Source organism: Nocardiopsis sp. N85 (genome assembly GCF_028882275.1).
Lineage (GTDB): Bacteria > Actinomycetota > Actinomycetes > Streptosporangiales > Streptosporangiaceae > Nocardiopsis > Nocardiopsis lambiniae.
In genome coordinates, this window is the sequence record NZ_JARBUT010000001.1 from 378,470 (window position 1) to 398,136 (window position 19,667).

The 19,667-nt window shown below is 71.0% G+C and carries 12 protein-coding genes and 1 pseudogene; 3 read left to right on the forward strand and 10 right to left on the reverse strand.

The genetic code is table 11. From position 1 onward, the window contains the following. Positions 1–6: 6 nt before the first annotated feature. Both PWG71_RS01520 and aceB read right to left on the reverse strand, forming a co-directional pair. On the reverse strand, positions 7–1,491 hold the full coding sequence (locus PWG71_RS01520) for an FAD-linked oxidase C-terminal domain-containing protein (RefSeq protein ID WP_274807624.1): 1,485 nt from the start codon (positions 1,489–1,491) through the stop codon (positions 7–9). 184 nt (positions 1,492–1,675) lie between these two features. After that, the gene (aceB, locus tag PWG71_RS01525) at positions 1,676–3,280 is read right to left on the reverse strand and encodes a malate synthase A (protein ID WP_274807625.1); all 1,605 of its coding nucleotides are present in this window, start codon (positions 3,278–3,280) and stop codon (positions 1,676–1,678) included. A gap of 336 nt (positions 3,281–3,616) precedes the next feature. On the opposite strand from aceB, the gene hflX reads away from it, so the two are divergent. Together hflX and PWG71_RS01535 are read left to right on the forward strand one after the other, a co-directional pair. Next, the gene (gene hflX, locus PWG71_RS01530) at positions 3,617–5,152 is read left to right on the forward strand and encodes a GTPase HflX (protein WP_274807626.1); all 1,536 of its coding nucleotides are present in this window, start codon (positions 3,617–3,619) and stop codon (positions 5,150–5,152) included. Positions 5,153–5,619: 467 nt separating this feature from the next. Continuing rightward, positions 5,620–6,828, forward strand: coding sequence for an amidohydrolase family protein (locus tag PWG71_RS01535; RefSeq protein ID WP_274807627.1), 1,209 nt, complete (start codon positions 5,620–5,622; stop codon positions 6,826–6,828). A 148-nt stretch (positions 6,829–6,976) separates the two neighbouring features. On the opposite strand, the gene holA is transcribed toward PWG71_RS01535, so the two are convergent. From holA to PWG71_RS01560, 5 genes and pseudogenes are all read right to left on the reverse strand, one after another. Beyond that, a complete protein-coding gene (gene holA, locus PWG71_RS01540) occupies positions 6,977–7,939 on the reverse strand; it encodes a DNA polymerase III subunit delta (protein WP_274807628.1) in 963 nt (320 codons plus the stop codon). Between the two features lie 49 nt (positions 7,940–7,988). Further along, positions 7,989–10,286, reverse strand: a pseudogene (locus tag PWG71_RS01545) (ComEC/Rec2 family competence protein); the annotation flags it as partial. A gap of 17 nt (positions 10,287–10,303) precedes the next feature. Then, on the reverse strand, positions 10,304–11,908 hold the full coding sequence (locus PWG71_RS01550) for a helix-hairpin-helix domain-containing protein (protein WP_274807629.1): 1,605 nt from the start codon (positions 11,906–11,908) through the stop codon (positions 10,304–10,306). 108 nt (positions 11,909–12,016) lie between these two features. Beyond that, complete coding sequence (rpsT, locus tag PWG71_RS01555; protein ID WP_274807630.1) at positions 12,017–12,286, reverse strand: 30S ribosomal protein S20; 270 nt, start codon at positions 12,284–12,286, stop codon at positions 12,017–12,019. 194 nt (positions 12,287–12,480) lie between these two features. Next, positions 12,481–13,407, reverse strand: a complete 927-nt coding sequence (locus tag PWG71_RS01560; protein ID WP_274807631.1) for a hypothetical protein — start codon at positions 13,405–13,407, stop codon at positions 12,481–12,483. Positions 13,408–13,618: 211 nt separating this feature from the next. Between PWG71_RS01560 and lepA the strand changes: the two genes are divergently transcribed. Next, complete coding sequence (gene lepA / locus PWG71_RS01565; protein ID WP_274807632.1) at positions 13,619–15,457, forward strand: translation elongation factor 4; 1,839 nt, start codon at positions 13,619–13,621, stop codon at positions 15,455–15,457. Between the two features lie 220 nt (positions 15,458–15,677). Here the strand turns inward: lepA and PWG71_RS01570 are convergent, their stop codons facing one another. Genes PWG71_RS01570 through PWG71_RS01580 form a run of 3 tightly spaced genes read right to left on the reverse strand, consistent with a single transcriptional unit; the run spans position 15,678 to position 19,443 of the window. Then, positions 15,678–16,586 (reverse strand): sugar ABC transporter permease, encoded by a 909-nt coding sequence (locus tag PWG71_RS01570; protein ID WP_274807633.1) that lies wholly within the window; start codon positions 16,584–16,586, stop codon positions 15,678–15,680. Then, positions 16,583–18,196: an ABC transporter permease subunit gene (locus PWG71_RS01575; RefSeq protein ID WP_274807634.1), complete on the reverse strand. Its 1,614-nt coding sequence runs from the start codon at positions 18,194–18,196 to the stop codon at positions 16,583–16,585. Before PWG71_RS01575 ends, PWG71_RS01570 begins: the two co-directional genes overlap by 4 nt. 2 nt (positions 18,197–18,198) lie before the next feature. Then, complete coding sequence (locus tag PWG71_RS01580; RefSeq protein ID WP_274807635.1) at positions 18,199–19,443, reverse strand: sugar ABC transporter substrate-binding protein; 1,245 nt, start codon at positions 19,441–19,443, stop codon at positions 18,199–18,201. Between the last annotated feature and the right edge of the window lie 224 nt (positions 19,444–19,667).

The following is a 19,667-nucleotide window of genomic DNA, read 5'->3' on the forward strand; positions in this document are numbered from 1 at the left end:
CCTCGCTCAGAACTGTTCGGCCTCGCCCGACTCCACCAGCGGGTGCGCACCCCGCCGTACCCCCGGTACCTCCCCGCACAGGCGGGGCGTGGGCAACAGCTTGTCCGGGTTGGCGATCCCCCTCGGATCCAGGGCACGGCGGAACAGGTCGAAGGTCTCCAGGTCGTCGGGGGAGTACATGCGCGGCATCTTGCACGCCTTGTCCACGCCCACGCCGTGCTCACCGGTGATGGACCCGCCGTGTTCCACGCACAGGTCGAGGATGGCCCCCGACACCTCCTCGGCGCGTTCCGCCGCGCCGGGCTCGGCGTCGTCGAACAGCACCAACGGGTGCAGGTTGCCGTCCCCCGCGTGGAACACGTTGGCGACGCGGATGCCGCTCTCGGCCGACAGTTCGGTGATCCGGCGCAGCACCTCGGGCAGGGCGGTGCGGGGCACCACCCCGTCCTGGACGATGTAGGCGGGGCTGATCCGTCCCACGGCGGCGAAGGCCGACTTGCGGCCCTTCCAGATCCGGGCCCGTTCGTCCGCGTCGGCGGCGGTGCGGGTCTCGAACGCCCCGGCGGACGCGCACAGCCGGACGACCTCGGCGAGCTCCGCCTCCACCTCCACGGCCGGGCCGTCCAGCTCCACGATGAGCACGCAGGCGGCGCCCGCCGGGTAATCGCAGGCCACGGCCGCCTCGGCGGCCTCGATGGCCAGGGCGTCCATCATCTCGATCGCCGAGGGCAGCACCCCCGCGGCGATGATCGCGCTCACCGCCCGTCCGCCGGCGTCCATGGAGGTGAACGCCGACAGCAGGGTCACGGTCCGCTCCGGTAGCCGGGTCAGGCCCACGGTGATCCGGGTGGCGATGCCGAGGGTGCCCTCGGAGCCGACGAAGGCGCCGATGAGGTCGTGGCCGGGCGCGTCCGGGGCCTTGCCGCCCAGGCGCAGGAGGGCGCCCTGGGGGGTGACCACGTCCAGACCGCGGACGTGGTCGACGGTGAACCCGTACTTGAGGCAGTGGGCGCCGCCGGAGTTCTCGGCGACGTTGCCGCCCACCGAGCACACCTGCTGGCTGGAGGGATCGGGCGCGTAGTAGAGGCCGTACGGGGCGGCGGCCCGGCTGACGTCGAGGTTGGCCACCCCCGGTTCGACGACGGCGCACTCGTTGTCGGGATCGACCTCGATGATCCGGCGCATGCGCGACGTGGACAGCAGTACGCCCTCGGGGTGGGGGAGGGCACCCGCCGACAGGCCGGTGCCCGCGCCCCGGGGGACGAAGGGGACACCGGTCTCGGCGCACAGACGCACCACGGCGGTGACCTGTTCGGCGGTGGTGGGCAGGACCACGACACCGGGGACCGCGCGGTGGCGGGTGAGGCCGTCGCTCTCGTAGACGCGGCGCCGCGAGGCGTCGGTGAGGACGCCGTCGCCGCCGCAGATCCGGCGCAGCCGGGGGACGAGCGCGGCCACGGCGGCCGGGATCGGGTGGGCGGTCTCGGTCATGGGCGCCTCCCGGGGCGTCTCCGGAGTCGGACCCTCCCGATTCTCCGGTGGTGACCTCGCCTGGGAACGGTACGACCGCGTGTCCCACCACACAAGAGGTGGCGCGGAACTTGTTTCTCGTTGGGCGGAAGGAAAGGGGGCGGTGGTCCGGACGGACCACCGCCCCCGAGGGACCGTGACGCGGTTACGGCATGCGCTCGTAGGCCGGCAGGGTCAGGAAGTCGACGTAGTCGTCGGCCAGCGCGACCTCGGAGAACAGTTCCTTGGCCTGCTTGTACAGGTTCTCGTCGAACGCCGCGCCCAGGGACTCGCGGATGGTCACCAGCTCCTCGTCGATGATCCCGGAGACCAGTTCGGCGGTGACCTTCGGGCCGCCGTCGAGGGTGACGTCGTTGTGCAGCCACTGCCAGATCTGGGAGCGGGAGATCTCGGCGGTGGCGGCGTCCTCCATGAGGTTGTGGATCGCCACCGCGCCGTTGCCGCCCATCCAGGCGGCCAGGTACTGGAGGGCGACGTTGACGTTGCCGCGCAGACCCGCCAGGGTGACGCCGCCCGGGGTCCGGTCCACGGCGAGCAGGTCGGCCGCCGTCACCTCGACCTCGGGGCGCTTCTTGTCGATCTGGTTGGGTCGCTCGCCCAGGACGCCGTCGAAGATCTCCATGGCGATGGGGACCAGGTCGGGGTGGGCCACCCAGGAACCGTCGAAACCGTCGCCGGACTCGCGGGACTTGTCGTCGCGGACCTTGGCGAAGGCGACCTTGTTGACCTCCTCGTCCCTGCGGGAGGGGATGAACGCGGCCATGCCGCCGATGGCGTGGGCGCCGCGCTTGTGGCAGGTCTTGACCAGCAGCTCGGTGTAGGCGCGCATCATCGGGGCGGTCATGGTGACGGCGTTGCGCTCGGGCAGCAGGAACCCGCGGCCGCGGGTGCGGTGCGTCTTGATGATGCTGAACAGGTAGTCCCAGCGACCCGCGTTGAGGCCGGCGGAGTGCTCGCGCAGCTCGTAGAGGATCTCCTCCATCTCGAACGCGGCCGGGATGGTCTCGATCAGGCAGGTGGCGCGGATGGTGCCGCGCGGGATGCCGACGCGCTCCTGGGCCAGGAGGAAGATGTCGTTCCAGAGGCGGGCTTCGAGGTGGCTCTGCATCTTGGGCAGGTAGAAGTACGGCCCCTTGCCCTTGTCCAGCTGGCGCTGCGCGCAGTGGAAGAAGTAGAGCGCGAAGTCGACGATGCCGCCGGCGACCCGCCCGCCGTCGACGAGGATGTGCTTCTCGTCCAGGTGCCAACCGCGCGGGCGGACGACGATGGTGGCCAGTTCACCGTCCTCCTTCAGGGCGTAGGTCTTGCCCTGGGGGGAGGTGAAGTCGATGGTGCGGTCCAGGGCGTCGCGCAGGTTGAGCTGCCCCTGGATCATGTTCTCCCACAGCGGGGTGTTGGCGTCCTCGAAGTCGGCCAGCCACACCCTGGCGCCGGAGTTGAGCGCGTTGATGGTCATCTTGCGATCGGTGGGGCCGGTGATCTCGACGCGGCGGTCGGTGATGCCGGGGGCGGGCGGAGCGACCTGCCAGGAGTCGTCCTCGCGGATGTGCTTCGTCTCGGGGAGGAAGTCGAGGTCGATCCCGGAGGCGACCTGCTCCTCGCGGACCTTGCGCGCGGCCAGCAGCTCCTGGCGTCGTCCCTCGAAGGCGCGGTGCAGCTCGGCGACGAGGGCGAGCGCCTCGTCGGTGAGGATCTCGTCGAACCGGTCGTTGAGAGGGCCGGTGATCTCGACCCCGTGGGTGGCGCCCATGGAAAACCTTCCGCGATACGAAACAAGCTTCTGGGATGTGGAAAACGCTACCGTCGCCGGTGAGTGCGGGTCAACGCGCCCCCCGCCTCATATGACGACGAAGTTTCGCACAATGTGAATTGTGTCAAAAATTCTCCGGCAACTTCCGTGATTCTTCAGGTGATGCCCGCGGTCGGGTATCGCGGTATGTCCGAGCGGCGTCTCCTCCCATGCCCCGGAGCCTGCGATAATTCAGATGCCCCGACGGGAAGCGCGTGTCACCATCGACAAGGTGGTCCACACGGCCCGGACCGGGAAGAATCACCCCGATGGCCGCGTTGACCCACTTGGAGGGATATGAATACTGCCGATACCCGTGGAAGCGCCCGTGACGGCTTCGAGGCCGCCGACGAGGAGACGCTCCACGACACGTTCACCGTCGAGGACGGGACCGACACCGACGAGGGGTCCCGCCGTGACACCGGCGGTGACCGTTCCGGGACGTGGGACGTCCCCGATCAGGGCGAGATGGAACTCGCCGACCGACACGCGCTGCGTCGCGTCCAGGGGCTGTCCACCGAGCTCACCGACATCACCGAGGTCGAGTACCGGTCTCTGCGTCTGGAGCGCGTCGTCCTCATCGGCGTGTGGACCAACGGGACCCAGATCGACGCCGACAACTCGCTCGTCGAGCTGGCCGCCCTGTCCGAGACGGCGGGAGCCCTGGTCCTGGAGGGGCTGACCCAGCGCCGCTCCAAGCCCGACCCCGCCACCTACGTCGGTAAGGGCAAGGCCGCCGAACTCCGCGACATCGTCGAGGCCACCGGTGCCGACACCGTCATCTGCGACGGTGAACTCACCCCCGGCCAGCTGCGTCAGCTGGAGGACGTGGTCAAGGTCAAGGTCGTCGACCGCACCGCGCTCATCCTGGACATCTTCGCCCAGCACGCGCGCAGCAGCGAGGGCAAGGCCCAGGTCGAACTCGCCCAGCTCAGCTACCTGCTCCCGCGTCTGCGCGGTTGGGGTGACAGCCTGTCCCGTCAGGCCGGTGGTTCCGGTGGCGGCGGCGCGGGCGGCGGCGTGGGCCTGCGCGGTCCCGGTGAGACCAAGATCGAGACCGACCGACGGCGCATCAACGACAAGATGGCCAAGCTGCGCAGGCAGCTCGCCCACATGCGCACCGCCCGCGACGTCAAGCGCGACGTCCGGCGCACCCGCGAGGTGCCCTCGGTCGCGATCGCCGGTTACACCAACGCCGGCAAGTCGAGCCTGCTCAACCGGTTGACCGGGGCCGGCGTCCTGGTGGAGAACGCCCTGTTCGCCACCCTGGACCCGACCGTCCGCCAGGCCCGCACGCCCGACGGTCGCGGGTTCACGCTCAGCGACACCGTCGGATTCGTCCGCCACCTGCCGCACCAGCTGGTGGAGGCGTTCCGATCCACCCTGGAGGAGGTCGCCGACGCCGACCTGATCCTCCACGTGATCGACGGATCGCACCCGGACCCGGAGAGCCAGATCACCGCGGTGCGTGAGGTGTTCGCCGACATCGACGCCACCGAGGTGCCCGAGCTGATCGTGGTCAACAAGGTCGACGCGGCCGACCACGACGTCCTCAAGGCCCTGCGGACCCGCCACCCCGGCATGGTCGAGGTCTCCGCCCGTACCGGCGAGGGCATCCCCGCCCTCATCACGGCACTGGCTGAGGCCCTGCCCGAGCTCGCGCACGAGGTGCGCGTCCGGGTTCCCTACTCGCGCGGTGACCTGGTCGCCAAGATGCACGAGGAGGGGCGCGTTCTCGCCGAGGAGCACACCGCGGAGGGCACCGAACTGCACGCCTTCGTCTCGCGGATGCTGGCCGGCAAGCTGGAGGACTACGCCCTCAGCACGGCCTGACCCGCCCGCGACACGGGCCCCGACCGCCGACGCGGCCGGGGCCCGTTCGCGTTCGCCGACGGGCCGCGCGCAGGGACCCGTCCGCGTTCGGGACAGTGGGTTTCACGTTTCGGACGTATCGGGATGTGTTCCGAGAGTGCCGGAGAGTCGCAGGTCACGAATGGTTCACATGGCGTTCGTCACTCCGCCCACTCGCGAGCCGTGCCCCGGAACGCTCGCATTCGTCCCTGTGGAGAGGTGTACACGGAGTCCGAGAATGGACTACGGTTTCAGCACCGGCCGCTGCCTTCCCGAACAGTGGACGTGGCGTGCCAGGTGCGCCGACGTCCCCCGGCCCGCGCGGCGGTGCCCCCGGCCGCACCCATCGGCTCTGTCGGATCGTCCCAGATACGAGGTCGCCATGTCCGCCCGTTCCCCGCACGACCCCTCCCCCCACTCCTCGCGGTGGAACTGACCGGCGGCGGACCATGACGGTCGTACTCCTCAGCAACATCGGTCGGCTGTGGACCGGCAACGAGATGCTGACCAAGGCCGCCCTCCTGATCGATGAGGACCGGGTGGCCTGGGTCGGACACGCCGCCGAGCTGCCCCAACACCTGCCCGGTGTCTACGACGACCTCACCGATGTGGACGAGGTCGTCAACATCGGTGGCGGACTCATCACCCCCGGCCTGATCGACGCCCACTGCCACCCCGTCTACGCGGGCGACCGCTACGCCGAGGTCAACCTGTGGGCCAAGGGCGCCTCCCAGGGGGACATCTTCGCGGCCGGGGGAGGCGTGTCCACCACCGTCACCATCACGCGCGGCACCGACCCGTGGACGTTGTGCAACGCCGTGCGCGAGCGGTTGCGGCACTGGGTCATCACCGGCACCACCACGGTGGAGGCCAAGACCGGCTACCACCTGACCCGCGACGGTGAACTCGCCGACGTGCGCCTGCTGCGCTCCCTGGAGGAGGAGCCCGGCATGCCGCGCCTGCACATCACGTTCTTTCCCGCGCACGGAGTCCCGCCCGAGTTCTTCGGCCGTCCCGCCGAGTACGTCGCCACCGCCGCCTCCTGGCTCGCCGACGCCTCCTTGGCCGGTGCCGACGGGGTCGACGTCTACTGCGACAACCGGCAGTTCACCACGGACGACGCGCGGATGCTGCTCTCGGTGGGCCAGTCCGTCGGACTGCGCACCACCCTGCACGCCTGCTCGCGCCCCCGCCACGGCGCCGTGCGCATGGCCGCGGAACTGGGCTGCACCTCCGTCGACCTGCTGCACGAGACCGATGACGAGGACGTGCTGGCCCTGGCCGCCACCCGCACCCCCGTGGTCGCCTGCCCCACCACCTCGCTGCACGAACGGCGCAGGCCCCCGGTTCGGGCCCTGCTCGACCACGGCGTCCCCATCGGCCTGGGCACCGACCACAACCCCGGGCAGAGCGGCGCCACGTCGATGCCGCTCATCATCTCCCTGGCCATCGCCATGTTCGAGATGACCGTTCAGGAGGCGTTGCACGCCGCCACCGTCGGCGGCGCCCGCGCCCTGGGGGTCACCGATCGGGGCATGCTCACCCCCGGCAACCTCGCCGACCTGGTGCAATGGGACGCCGACCACGAGGGCGCCTTCGCCTGGTCGATGGGCCTCAACACCCTGCGTGTCTGGCAGGGCGGCCGCACCATCCACTGAGGCGTCCGCCCTCGCGCGAGCACGCCCGAGGACACCCGCTCCGCCGCACGAAGCCCGGGCAGGCCCTAACCTCTCAGGGCAGTACACCTAGGCGTGTTCCGCGGATACTCACCCTGCTGCGCGACGGGCGGCATCCACGGAACACGCCCTAACGGCGGCCGCGGGCCCGAGCGATCTCGATGACGGCACGCTCCAGCGCGTACTCCGGGTCACGGCCGGCGCCCTTGATGAGCGCGTCGGTCTCCGCGACCACCGTCATCGCCCTCCCGATCCCCGCCGGGCTCCATCCGCGTGCCTGCTGGCGCAGCGTGCGCAGCTTCCACGGCGGCACCTTGGCGCTCTTGGCCAGATCGGCGTCGGATCCGCCGCGCGAAGGCCCCGCCACCACCGCGATCCCGCGCACCGCGCCCGCCAGCGCGCTGTTGATGAGCACCGGGGCGGTGCCCACCGCCAACGACCACCGCAACTGCTCCAACGCCTCGGCCGGCCGGCCCTCCACCGCCCGGTCCGCGACGGTGAACCCCGACGCCTCCGCCCGGCCGGAGTGGTACTTGGCCACCGCCGTGACGTCGACCCGCCCCTCGGTGTCGGCGATCAACTGGGTGCAGGCCGCCGCGATCTCGCGCAGTTCGGTGCCCACCGCGTCGAGCAGCGCCTGCGCGGCGTCCGGGGTGATCTGCCGCCCCGCCGCCGCGAACTCGCCCTTGACGAACGCCACCCGCTCGGGACCCTTCGACGGTCCCTTGCAGTCCACCCGGGCCGCCCCGGCCTTGAGCGCCGCCTGCAACAGGACCTTGCCCTTGTTGCCGCCCGCGTGGGTCAGGACCAGGGTGACGTCGTCGGCCGGGTCCCGGAGGTAGGCGGTGACGGTCTCGGTCAGGTCCTTGACGAGGTCCTGGGAGGCGCGCAGGACGACCACCCGGCGGTCGCCGAACAGCGACGGCGAGGTGGCCTCCACCATGGTGTTGGGGCCCACCTGGGCGGGGACCAGGTCGTGGACGTCCACCTCGGGGTCCTCGGAGCGGACGGCGGCCACGATGGCGGCGACGGCCCGGTCGACGAGGAGCTCCTCGTCGCCGACGATGATCGTGATCGGGGCGGGTGCAGGCATACCACGAGCATGCCACGCCCCACCGACCGGCCGCGCGTCGAAGCGACCGTTCCGGTCCCCGCACCAGCGCCCGTGGCTCGTCGCCGGAACCCAGGACCGCGATGTCGCCGGACAGGTCGGTGCGCAGGTCCAGCGCGCCCATCCGGCGCAGGAGACTCCGCGTGAACGGGGCCGGGTGACCGTAGCGGTTGTCGGCGCCCACCGAGGTCAACGCGATGCGCGCCCCCGTGGCCTCCAAGAACTCCGGTACCTGGGCCGCCGAACCGTGATGGGGCACCGCCAGGACGGCCACCGCGAGCGGTTCCCCGAGCAGCCTTCGCTGCGCGTCCTCCTCGATGTCCCCCGTCAGCAGCACCGACAGGTGCGGATCGTCGGCCCGCACCACCACCGAGCCGTCGTTGACCGAACCCCGGTAGCCCGGCTCCGGCCACAGCACGCGCAGCGTCCAGACGCCCACCCGCACCAGGGAACCGCGTTCGGCGGTCACCGACTCCACCCCCTCCCCGGCGAGCAGTTCCCCGACCGGGGTGTCGGCGAAGCCCGGTGGGACCAGCGCCCGGTCCACCCGCCGGTGCCGCAGCACCCCGGGGGCGCCGTCCACGTGGTCGGCGTGATCGTGGCTCAGCACCAACAGGGGCACCTCGCGCACCCCCAGCCGGTCCAGACAGGCGTCGATGGCCTCCGGGTGCTCACCGGTGTCGGCCACCACCGCCGTCCCCGGAGCCACCGACAGCACGAACGCGCTGCCCTGGCCCACATCGCAGGCCACCACCGACCACCCCGTGGGCGGCCACCCGCCCGGAAGGCAGCGGGCCGCCAGACCCAGCAGCAGCACCGCCGCCACCACGGCGGCGATCATCCGCCGGGCCCGCCCCCGCGACAGCACCAGGACGGCCAGGAGGGCGGCCAACAGGAGCGCGCCCGCGAGGTCGGGCCGCCAGGGCAGCGAACCGTGCGGGATCCGGGCGCCGGCCTCCGCCACCGTCGCGATCCAGGACACACCCCACCCGGGCACCGGAGCCAACGCGGCCGCCGCCCCGGGGGCGACCACCGCCGAGGCGGCCACCAGCGAACCCAGCACCGTCACCACCGCCACGACCGGGGCGGCCAGCATGTTGGCGGGGATCGCCACCCACGACACCTCGCCCGACAGGGTGACCAGCACCGGGGCGACCGCCACGTGCGCCGCCACCGCCACCGCCAACGCCTCCGCCAGCGGAGCCGGCATCGACCGCGACCACTCCCGGGTCCACCCCGGTACCAGCACCACGATGCCCGCCGTGGCCAGCACCGACAGCGCGAAACCATAGGAGGAGGCCAGCGCCGGGGCGACGAACAGCACCCCGACCACGGTCACCCCCAACGCCCCCAACGCCGCGTGGGCGCGGCCCGTGGCCAACGCCAACAGGCCCAGCGAGCCCATGAAGGCGGCCCGCACGACACTGGGTTCGGGACGGCACACCAGGACGAACAGCCAGATCATCACGGCCCCGCCCACGACCGTCCACCACGGCGGCGCGCGCACCAGCCGGGCGGTGGCCACCACGACACCGGTCAGAATGGCCAGATTGGCCCCGGACACCGTCAACAGATGGGTCATGCCGGTGGCCCGGAAGTCCTCGGCCACCCGGGGGTCGACGCCGGAGGTGTCGCCGACGATCAACGCGGGCAGCAGGTCCCGCTCCGGCTCGGGCAGACCGGCGGCCGCGTCCCGCAACCCGGCGCGCACCCCGCCGGCGAACTCCTGCGACCGCGATGCCGGTCCCACCTCCCGGGGCGGCCCGCGCACCACCACCAGGGCACCGAGGAAGGGGTCGCCCTCGGCGGCCACGAATTCACCCCGGGCGCGCAGGACCTGACCGGGCAGCAGCCCGGCCCATTCCCCACCGGAGGCCAACACCACCACCGGCGCCGCCGATCCCTTCCCGTCCACCTCCGTGGCGCGGGCTCGGATCACCCACTCGGCCCGGCCGGGCCGGGGTGTCCCGGCCCGGGCCCGTGGGTCACCGGTGAGCTCGGCGGTGAACCCCACCTCGCCCCGGTCGATCGCCTCCCGGGCCGCGCTCGACGCCACCCGGTGCACCTGGACGCCGGCCACCGCGGAGACCGTCCCGGCACACGCCAGGGACGCGGCGACGGTCAACGCCACCGCCTCCGTCGGCGCCCGCGCCGACACGAAGACCAGCACCGCCGCGACCCAGGCCGTGCCGCCCACGGCCCACGCCGCCCAGGGCGGCAGGGCCGGTACCGCCAGCGCGGCCGCCCACGCGGTCCCGGCGGGGATCGCCGACCGCAGATCCAGCGGACGCCCCACACCGTGGCCGTCCGACCCCAGCCACACCACCACCGCGGGTCACCCCCTCCTCAGCCGACGGTCGCGTGCGGACGGATCTCCTCCAAGGTCCGGGCCCCGATCCGGTCGACGTTGATGAGGTCGTCCACGCTGGTGAACGGTCCGTTGGCCTCGCGATAGGCGACGATCTTGGCGGCGGTCACCTCGCCCACCCGGGGGAGCGTCTCCAGTTCCTTCTCATCGGCCAGGTTGATGTTCACCAGCGGGCCCTCGGACGTGCCCGCCGGCGGTGCGGCGGCCTCCGGCTGCGGCAGGCCCACCAGGATCTGCTCCCCGTCGATCAGGGAGCGCGCGAGGTTGAGCAGGTCCAGGTCGGCGTCGGGCAGGGCGCCGCCGGCGGCCTCCACCGCGTCGGCCACCCGGGAACCCGGTGGCAGCGTGTACAACCCGGGATCCTCGACCTCCCCGCCCACGTGCACCACCAGGTCCGTCGCGGGGTCGGTCTCGCTCCCGGGTCCGCCCCCGGTCTCGGTCCCGACCTCGGCGGGGAGCACATGGGCCACCGTCTCGGGTGCCGCGGCCTCGCTCGGCCGGTCCCGCAGGAACAGCACGGCGGTGATCGCGATCAGCCCCACCACGAGAAGGGCCGCCACCGCCCGCCGGGACATGGTCGCCTCGGGGAGCCACCCGCGCGACAACCGCTCCACGAACGTGCCGTGCCGCTCCGGCAGGAACTCCGTGTACCCCACCGGCGGCCGTGACACGGTCGCGTCCGCGTCCTCCCCAGGTCGACGGGGTGTCCGGACCGGCCCTTCCGGACCGGCCTCTTCGACCACCGGACCGTCCTCGGGGCCTCGTGCTCCACCCGCCCTGGTCGACCGGAGTTCGTCGTCCGGCCCGCCGCCTCGGAGCGGATCGCCCTCCACCGTCCCCGGCGCGCGGCCCCTCCCGCGGCCTCGGTGCCCGCCCGGGTCGTCCGCGTGTCGCCGGGGCCGGTCCCCCGGGCCCGGAGCGTGATCGGCGGAAGGCCGTGGTGAGGGCGTCGCCCGTCGCGCGTCGCCCGCCTCGGTGTCACGGTCCCCGGGCCACCGAGCGCCGCCCACCGGTGTCGGCGCGACGCGCGGTCGTCCGCGCCGGCCGGGGCCCGTGCGCCGGGCACGCCCGTGTTCCTCGGACGGGCCCCCGTGCCGGTCGTCGGTGCCGGTCACGCGGATGTCCGGGGAGGGTTCGGCGGTGCGGGCCGGCCCGTCGGCGCCTCGTGCATCGGCGGTGCGGGTCGGCCGGGCGGCATCGTCGGGCCCGGGGCCGCCTCGGGACCGGGGGGTGAGGCGGACGGTGCCGTGCGGCCCGACCCCGGCGGTGTCCTCGGCGGTGTCGTCGGCGGTGTCCGGCCACCGGGCACCGGTCCACGGGACCGGGCCGCGCGGAGGCGGGGTGCGCACCGTGCGCGCACCGGTCGGTTCCGGGGGAGCCGGGGTGCGGTCCCGCGGGTCGCGTTCGGGCCACGCGTACGGAACGGCGGACTCCGGGACGGCGTAGGGCGCGCTCGGGATGCCCGCCACGGGTTCGGTGGGCGGCCTGGGAATGCGGTCGCGCAACCGGCGGGCGGCGGGGGAGGCGTCCAGCCCCAGGGCGCGGAGTCGGTCCTGCTGGTCGTGGGAACGTCGAGGGGTCATGAGCCCAAGGTAAGAAGGGCGTTCACGGTCCGCCACCACGAATGCGCGACCTGTGGATAACTCGAAGGCCCGGCCCCCGATGGGGGACCGGGCCTTCGAGAAGGGCCCTTAGGCGCTCTGCACCTCGTGCAGGCGCTTGGCGATCGCGCTCTTGCGGTTCGCGGCCTGGTTCTTGTGGATGACGCCCTTGCTCACGGCCTTGTCCAGGGCGCGAGCGGCGGAACGCTGCGCCACGGTGGCCTTCTCGGCGTCCCCGGCCTCGGCAGCCTCACGGAACTTACGGACGGCCGTCTTCAGCGAAGAGCGCACCGCCTGGTTGCGGACACGAGCCTTCTCGTTCTGCCGAATGCGCTTCTTCTGCGACTTGATGTTCGCCATGCGAAAACGTGCTCCAGTTGATCTGTTTCTGTGCGTCGATCCGTCCGAGGGCTCTGCTCACGGGCAGCCGTTCCGCGAGCGGCCGGCACGGGCACCGACGCCGGGTGTGCAATTCCACGAGGCTCGAAAGAACGTGGAAGTCCGAGACACGGACTTCCAGTATGCCGCACTCCCCTCACTGCTTCGCGCACCGGTCAGCCCAGCCACCCCGAGGTGTACGCCGTGGTCTGCGCGGGGTCGCTCAGAACCACCCCCAAACGAATGCCCTCGGGTGTGTCCGCCCTGGTCATCCCCAGTCGGATGGCGGACAGCGCCGTCTCCGCGCTCTCCTCATCACCCTCGGCCGGCACCCCGAACCGCAGGGTCAGCCCCTCCCGGGCGCGCACCGCCGACACCGACTCGGTCACCTGCCGCACCATGAACCCGCCGTACAGGGAGTCCATCGGCATCTCCGCCCCGGTTCCGGGCAGCACGACCTCGTCGGCGTTCTCCGCGACCCGCGCCAGATACCCCTGGGACCAGTACTTCTCCTCCCGGTTCACGATGAACGACGGGATCCGACCGCCCGGGACCGGTTCCACGTGGTGCGCCCGCACCGACAGGACGGCCTCCTCGCCCAACTCCTCGCGCACCATCTCCATGAGCGTCGGCAGCGACGGGTCGTTCACGGTCACCGGCCGGATCTCCAGGTGCGCCCCCGCGAACCCCTCGGCGGCCTCCGCCACGGCGGGGGCGAGGGCCTCCCGCGCCTGCCGGTCGAACCGGTCGACCAGCAGGGACGACCCCTCGGTGACGTGCCGCAGCCACGCCAGGGCGCGGACGTCGGGGTGGGCCGCCACCCGGGCCAGGATCGCCTCGACGTCGGGCGCGGGCTCGATCGCCCCGTCGGCGTCGATCTCACCGACGAGCACGTACACCGTGTCCACCGAACCGGTGTCGAGCAGCGGACCCAGCGCCTCGGCGTCCTCCTCCGACTCCACCCGGACGGCGTCCGTTCCCTGGGAGAGCGCCCACGCCGCGGGCGTTCCGGAGTACTGGGCCGCGAGCAGTACGCCGACCCCGGCGAGCACGACCGCGATCGCCGCCACCCCCGCCAGCAACCGCGTCAGAAACCACCTCACCGAAGAGCTCCTCCACCGTTTCCGCGACGCGCACCGACCGGGTCCGTTCCCGGCGCGGGGTCGCATAATCTGGACATCGGAAAGACCCGCGTGCGCGACCCATACTGTCGCACCGTCCGCCGTCCTCCCAGGGGAGGGCGCGCGCCCGTCGTGGGACAATGGACGACGGCCCGCGGGCCGCACACCCCGAACCCTTGTCGAACGGAGCACGGTGGCACAGCCGAACTGGACCGATCCCGCGCTGATCCGCAACTTCTGCATCATCGCGCACATCGACCATGGCAAATCGACGCTGGCCGACCGGATGCTCCAGATCACCGGCGCCGTCGATGACCGTCAGATGCGGGCCCAGTACCTGGACCGCATGGACATCGAGCGCGAACGCGGCATCACCATCAAGTCCCAGGCCGTGCGCATCCCCTTCACCGCCCTGGACGACCAGACCTACACCCTGGACCTCATCGACACCCCCGGGCACGTCGACTTCACCTACGAGGTCTCCCGTTCGCTGGCCGCCTGCGAGGGCGCCGTCCTGCTGGTGGACGCGGCCCAGGGCATCGAGGCCCAGACCCTGGCCAACCTGTACATGGCGCTGGAGAACGATCTGACGATCATCCCGGTGCTCAACAAGATCGACCTCCCGGCCGCCCAGCCGGAGAAGTACTCCGTGGAACTGGCCGGCATCATCGGCTGCGAGCCCTCCGACGTGCTCAGGGTCAGCGCCAAGACCGGCGAGGGCGTCGAGGAGCTCCTCAACGAGATCGTCCGCCAGATCCCGCCGCCCGTCGGCGAGGCCGAGGCCCCGGCCCGCGCGATGATCTTCGACTCCGTCTACGACACCTACCGCGGCGTGGTCACCTACGTCCGTGTCATCGACGGCCGGCTCAGCCCGCGCGAGCGCATCCAGATGATGTCCACCCGGGCCTCCCACGAGATCCTGGAGATCGGCGTCAGCTCCCCCGAGCCCACCAAGTGCGAAGGTCTGGGCGTGGGCGAGGTCGGCTACATCATCACCGGTGTGAAGGACGTGCGCCAGTCCAAGGTCGGCGACACCATCACCTCGCTGAACCGGCCCGCCACCCGGATGCTGGAGGGCTACCAGGACCCCAAGCCCATGGTCTTCTCGGGCCTGTACCCGATCGAGGGCACCGACTACCCGGTGCTGCGCGACGCCCTGGAGAAGCTCCAGCTCAACGACGCCGCCCTGGTGTTCGAGCCGGAGACCTCCGCCGCGCTGGGCTTCGGGTTCCGCTGCGGTTTCCTGGGTCTGCTGCACCTGGAGATCACCCGCGCCCGCCTGGAGCGCGAGTTCAACCTCGACCTCATCTCCACCGCGCCCAACGTGGTCTACCGGGTGGAGATGGAGGACGGCACCGAGCACGTGGTGACCAACCCCAGCGAGTTCCCCGCCGGAAAGATCGCCGCGATCTACGAGCCGATGGTCAAGGCCACCGTGCTCAGCCCCTCGGACTACATCGGCCAGATCATGGAGCTGTGCCAGGAGCGCCGCGGCGACCTCCAGGGCATGGACTACCTGTCCGAGGACCGCGTCGAGATGCGCTACACCCTGCCGATGGCGGAGATCGTCTTCGACTTCTTCGACCACCTCAAGTCCCGCACCAAGGGGTACGCCTCCCTGGACTACGAGCCCATCGGCGAGCAGCAGGCCGAGCTGGTCAAGGTCGACATCCTGCTCCAGGGCGAGGCCGTCGACGCCTTCTCCGCGATCGTCCACAAGGACAAGGCGTACACGTACGGCGTGGAGATGACCAAGAAGTTGCGCGAGCTCATCCCCCGGCAGCAGTTCGAGGTGCCCATCCAGGCCGCGATCGGCGCCCGGGTCATCGCCCGCGAGAACATCCGCGCCATCCGCAAGGACGTGCTCGCCAAGTGCTACGGCGGTGACATCAGCCGTAAGCGCAAGCTGCTGGAGAAGCAGAAGGAGGGCAAGAAGCGCATGAAGATGGTGGGCCGGGTCGAGGTGCCCCAGGAGGCCTTCATCTCCGCGCTGTCCACGGACACCACCGGCGAGGACAAGAAGAAGAAGTAGGAGTCCTCCGCGCCGGGGCCCAGGGGCTTCCGTCGGCCGCGGCACCCCCACTCACGGGGGTGCCGCGGCCGCGTCCTTTCGCGGGGACGCCGGCCGGGGACGCCGACGGGCGGTCCCGCCTCTCCCGCCGCGTTCCGGCTACCGGGGGACCGTCGGGCCGGACACGACGAAGGGGCGCCCCTCGACCATCGGGGCGCCCCTCTCGCGTGCGACGGGTCGCTCAGCCCTTGACCGCCCCCGCGGTCAGACCCTCGGTGATGTAGCGCTGGAGGAACCAGAACACGATCAGTGTCGGCAGCGACAGCATGATCGCCCCCACCGCGAACATCCCGAAGTTGGCGTTGCGCTGCGACTCCACCAGTTGGTACAGGCCCAGTCCCAGGGTCTTGGCCCCGGTGTCGCGCAGGAACACGCTGGCCATGAGGAACTCGTTGATGGTGGAGATGAACACCAGCAGCCCCACGATCGCCAGCACCGGGGTGACCAGCGGCAGCATGATCCTGAAGAACACCTGCGCGTGGGTGGCCCCGTCCATCTGCGCGGACTCGTCGAGCTCCTTGGGCACCGTGTCGAAGAAGCCCTTCATCAACCACGTGTTGATGCTCAGGGCACCGCCCAGGTAGACCAGCAGCAGCCCCCACCGGGTGTCGAAACCGATCTCCGGCCGGTACTCGCCGATGGTGCTGAACATCAGGTAGATCGCGACGATCGCCAGGAACTGCGGGAACATCTGGATGATCAGCAGGCCGATCATCCCCACCCGGCGGCCCCTGAAGCGCATCCGGCTGAACGCGTACGCCGCCAGCGCCGACAGCAGCACCGTCACGACGGCGTTGGTCAGCGCGAAGAACAGCGAGTTGGCGTACCAGGTGGTGAACGGCGTGTTCGTGAAGAGGTCCCGGGCGTTGTCGAACCCGGCCCCGGTCGGCCACAGTCGGGCGCTGCTGAGCGTGCCCACCGGGTTGACCGCGGCCGACACGACGAACAGCACCGGGAACAGCGCGAACGCGGCGACCACGATCATCACCAGGTGCCGCCACCCGACCCGTCCCGCCCACAGCGCGAACGCGCTGCCGGGGCTCCTGCGGTAGGTCGCCCGGGTGCCCCTCTCGGAGGTCTGCGCGGTCATCGGTCCACCTCCTGCAAGGCCTTGCTGCGACTGAGGCTGATCACCGACATCACGGAGACGATCACGAAGATCATCACCGACAGCGCCGCCGCGTACCCGTACTCGGCCGTGGCCTGGCTGAAGGCCATCCGGTAGGTGTAGGTGATGAGCAGGTCGGTGGCCCCGGCGGACGGGTCGTTCGACGGGAACGGTCCGCCCTTGGTGATCAGCCACACCGCGTTGAAGTTGTTGAAGTTGAACGCGAACGTCGCGATGAGGATCGGCGTCATCGCGACCATGAGCATCGGCAGGGTCACGTGCCGGAACGCCTGCCAGGCCCCGGCCCCGTCGATCCGCGCCGCCTGGGTCAGCTCGCGCGGGATCGCCTGGAGGGCGCCGGTGGCGACCAGGAACATGTACGGGTATCCGAGCCACACGTTGGCGAGGATGACCGCGAACCGGGCCGTCCAGGCGTCGCCCAACCAGTCGACGTTCGTCCCCAACAACTGGTTGAACAGGCCGAAGTCGGTGTTGAACATGTCCCGCCAGAGCAGGTACATCGCCAGCGAGCTCATCGCGTACGGCAGGACCACCAGGACCCTGTACACGACCTTGCCGCGCAGCCGCGGCGTGTGCAGCGTGAGGGCGATCGCCAGACCCACGACGAACACCAGGAAGGTGATGCTCACGGCGAAGGCGATGTTCCACACCAGGATGGAGAAGAACGAGGAGGCGAACGTCGGGTTGAACAGGAAGCGGGCGAAGTTGTCGAAGCCGACGTTCACCTGCCAGCCCTGGGGGAGCCGCTGCCCGTCCTCGTCGTAGAACGCGCCCCGTTCGTCGTCGGCGGTGTAGACGACGCCGGTCTCGGTGTCGGTGACGCAGTCGCAGTCCGCGTCGTAGACCCGGGTGGCCCTGCCCTCGTAGGCGGTGGACAGGCTGTTGGCCCGGATGCCCGAGCCGTCGCCGACGGGGACGGCGAACTCCTCCAGTTCCCGACTGCGCGCGTTGACCTGGGCGGGCGTCAGGACGGTGTATCCGAACGCCTCGGTGACGCGTCCCGAACCGGGATCGACGGTGGCGTCGTCGAGGGGACGCAGCCCTTCGATGTCACCGACGTAAGGGGTGCCCTCGGTGTCGGTGAGCAGGAAGACCAGTTCGCCGAGGTCGGGGTCTCCGACGGTCGCGACGGTCAGACCGAACTCGCGGCCCTGCTCGGCGCGGGTCACCGAGTAGGCCTCGATGGCGGCGATGGCCTGGTCCTTGTCGCCCCGGTGGCCGTCGCTGAAGTTCGTCACCGAGGTGCTCATCGTGTAGAGCACCGGCAGGATCTGGAAGGCCACCAGCAGCAGCACGCCGGGGAGCAGGTACTTGAGGGGCACCGTCCGCTTGGACAGGTACACCAGGTAGACGAGGACGAGGACGGCCGCCACGACCGCCATGCCCCACCAGTTGCCGTCCACGTACAGCGGCAGGACCGCCCAGACGGCGAGGGCGGTGAACAGACCGAGCAGGGAGATCTTGACCAGCTGTCCCCAGAGGGAGCCGGAGCCGGAGGAGCGTCCCCCGGACGGGGAGGTGCGGGCGGGCACCCCCGGTCCGGGGGCGCCCGCGTTGCTGTCGGAGGCCACGCCTACCCGCCGATCTTCTCGGCGATCGTGTCGTGAGCGCTCTCCATGGTCTCGCGGACGTCGGCCCCACCGATGATCGCGGCCTCGGCCTTGCCCAGCGGCTCCCAGGTCTCGCCCATCTCGGGGATGGACGGCATGGGGGTGCCCTCGGCGCCGGCCTCGGCGATCGCGGCGATGTTGGCGTCGTCGGCGGAGACCTCCTCCAGCGCCTCCAGCTGGACCGGGGTGCGCGGGTCGGCCTCGTACAGGCTCAGGATGAAGTCGGCGTCGGTGACGTGGTTGGCCAGGAACTCCTGGGCCAGGGCGCTGTTGGCGCCGCCCTCGGTCACGAAGAAGGCCTGGTAGCCGATGTAGGGGCTGGCCGGACCCTCACCCTCGAAGCCCGGGATCGGGCTGATGGCGTAGTCGATGTCGGACGCGTCGGCGTCACCGATGTTCCACGGGCCGGCGATGAAGAACGGGGCCTCACCGTCGAAGAACAGCGCGGCGTCGTTCTGGGTGTCGATGGAGCGGCGCAGCACGCCTTCGCCCTCTTCGCCGTACTCGGCGATCTTCTCCATGGCGGCGATGGACTCGTCGGTGTTCAGGCCCAGGTCGTCCGGGTCCCAGTTGCCGTCGGCGTCCTGACCGAAGAGGTAACCCCCGGCTGAGGCGAACAGGGCGTTCATCCGGTAGGGGTCGCCCTCCTGGCCGACCGCCATGGACAGCACCTCGCTGGTCTCGCCGTCCTCCTTCAGGGTGGTGCCGACCTCGACGAGCTCCTCGAAGGTCTCCGGGGCGTCCGGAGCCAGTTCGGTGTTGCGCATCAGGAAGATGTTCTCCTGCGAGTACGGCACACCGAAGAGCTGGCTGTCGTAGGTGAGGGCCTGCACCGAGGTCTCGTCCAGCGCGGCGGCGCGGTCCTGGGGGAGCTCGACGGGCTGCACGGCGCCGTTGCGGACCAGGTTGCCGGTCCAGTCGTGGGCGCCGATGAAGATGTCGGGGGCGTTGCCGGCCTGGTGGGCGTTGAGCAGGTCGCCCTGGATGTCGCCGAAGGCCAGTTCCTGTACGTCGACCTCGACGCCGTTGGTCTCCGCGAACTCCTGCGCGGCGGTCTCGATGGCGGCGGCGCGCTCGGGGTCGGACCAGATGACCAGGGTGGTCTCGGCGCCGCTCTCGGTGTCCTCACCGCCGCCGCCTCCGCATGCGGTCGCCATCAGTGCGATCGCGGCGATCCCCGCGACCGCAGGTGCGCTGCGGAATCTCATGGTGTCTTCCTTCCGAGAGGCCGAACTGAGGGGCCGCGCATGCGGTCCGCCGGACGATCCGGGGTGTGCCCTCGGCATGCGTGGTGATGTGACGTTAGCAATAACTTGCAATCATTGAAAGAGTTTGCAGGCCTCCGGGATAAAGATGTGGAAACGCCATGGAAACGATCGTGTGATCGGGTTCCCTGTGTCGCCGAAGCGTCACGGTGCGTTGATGCTATCTG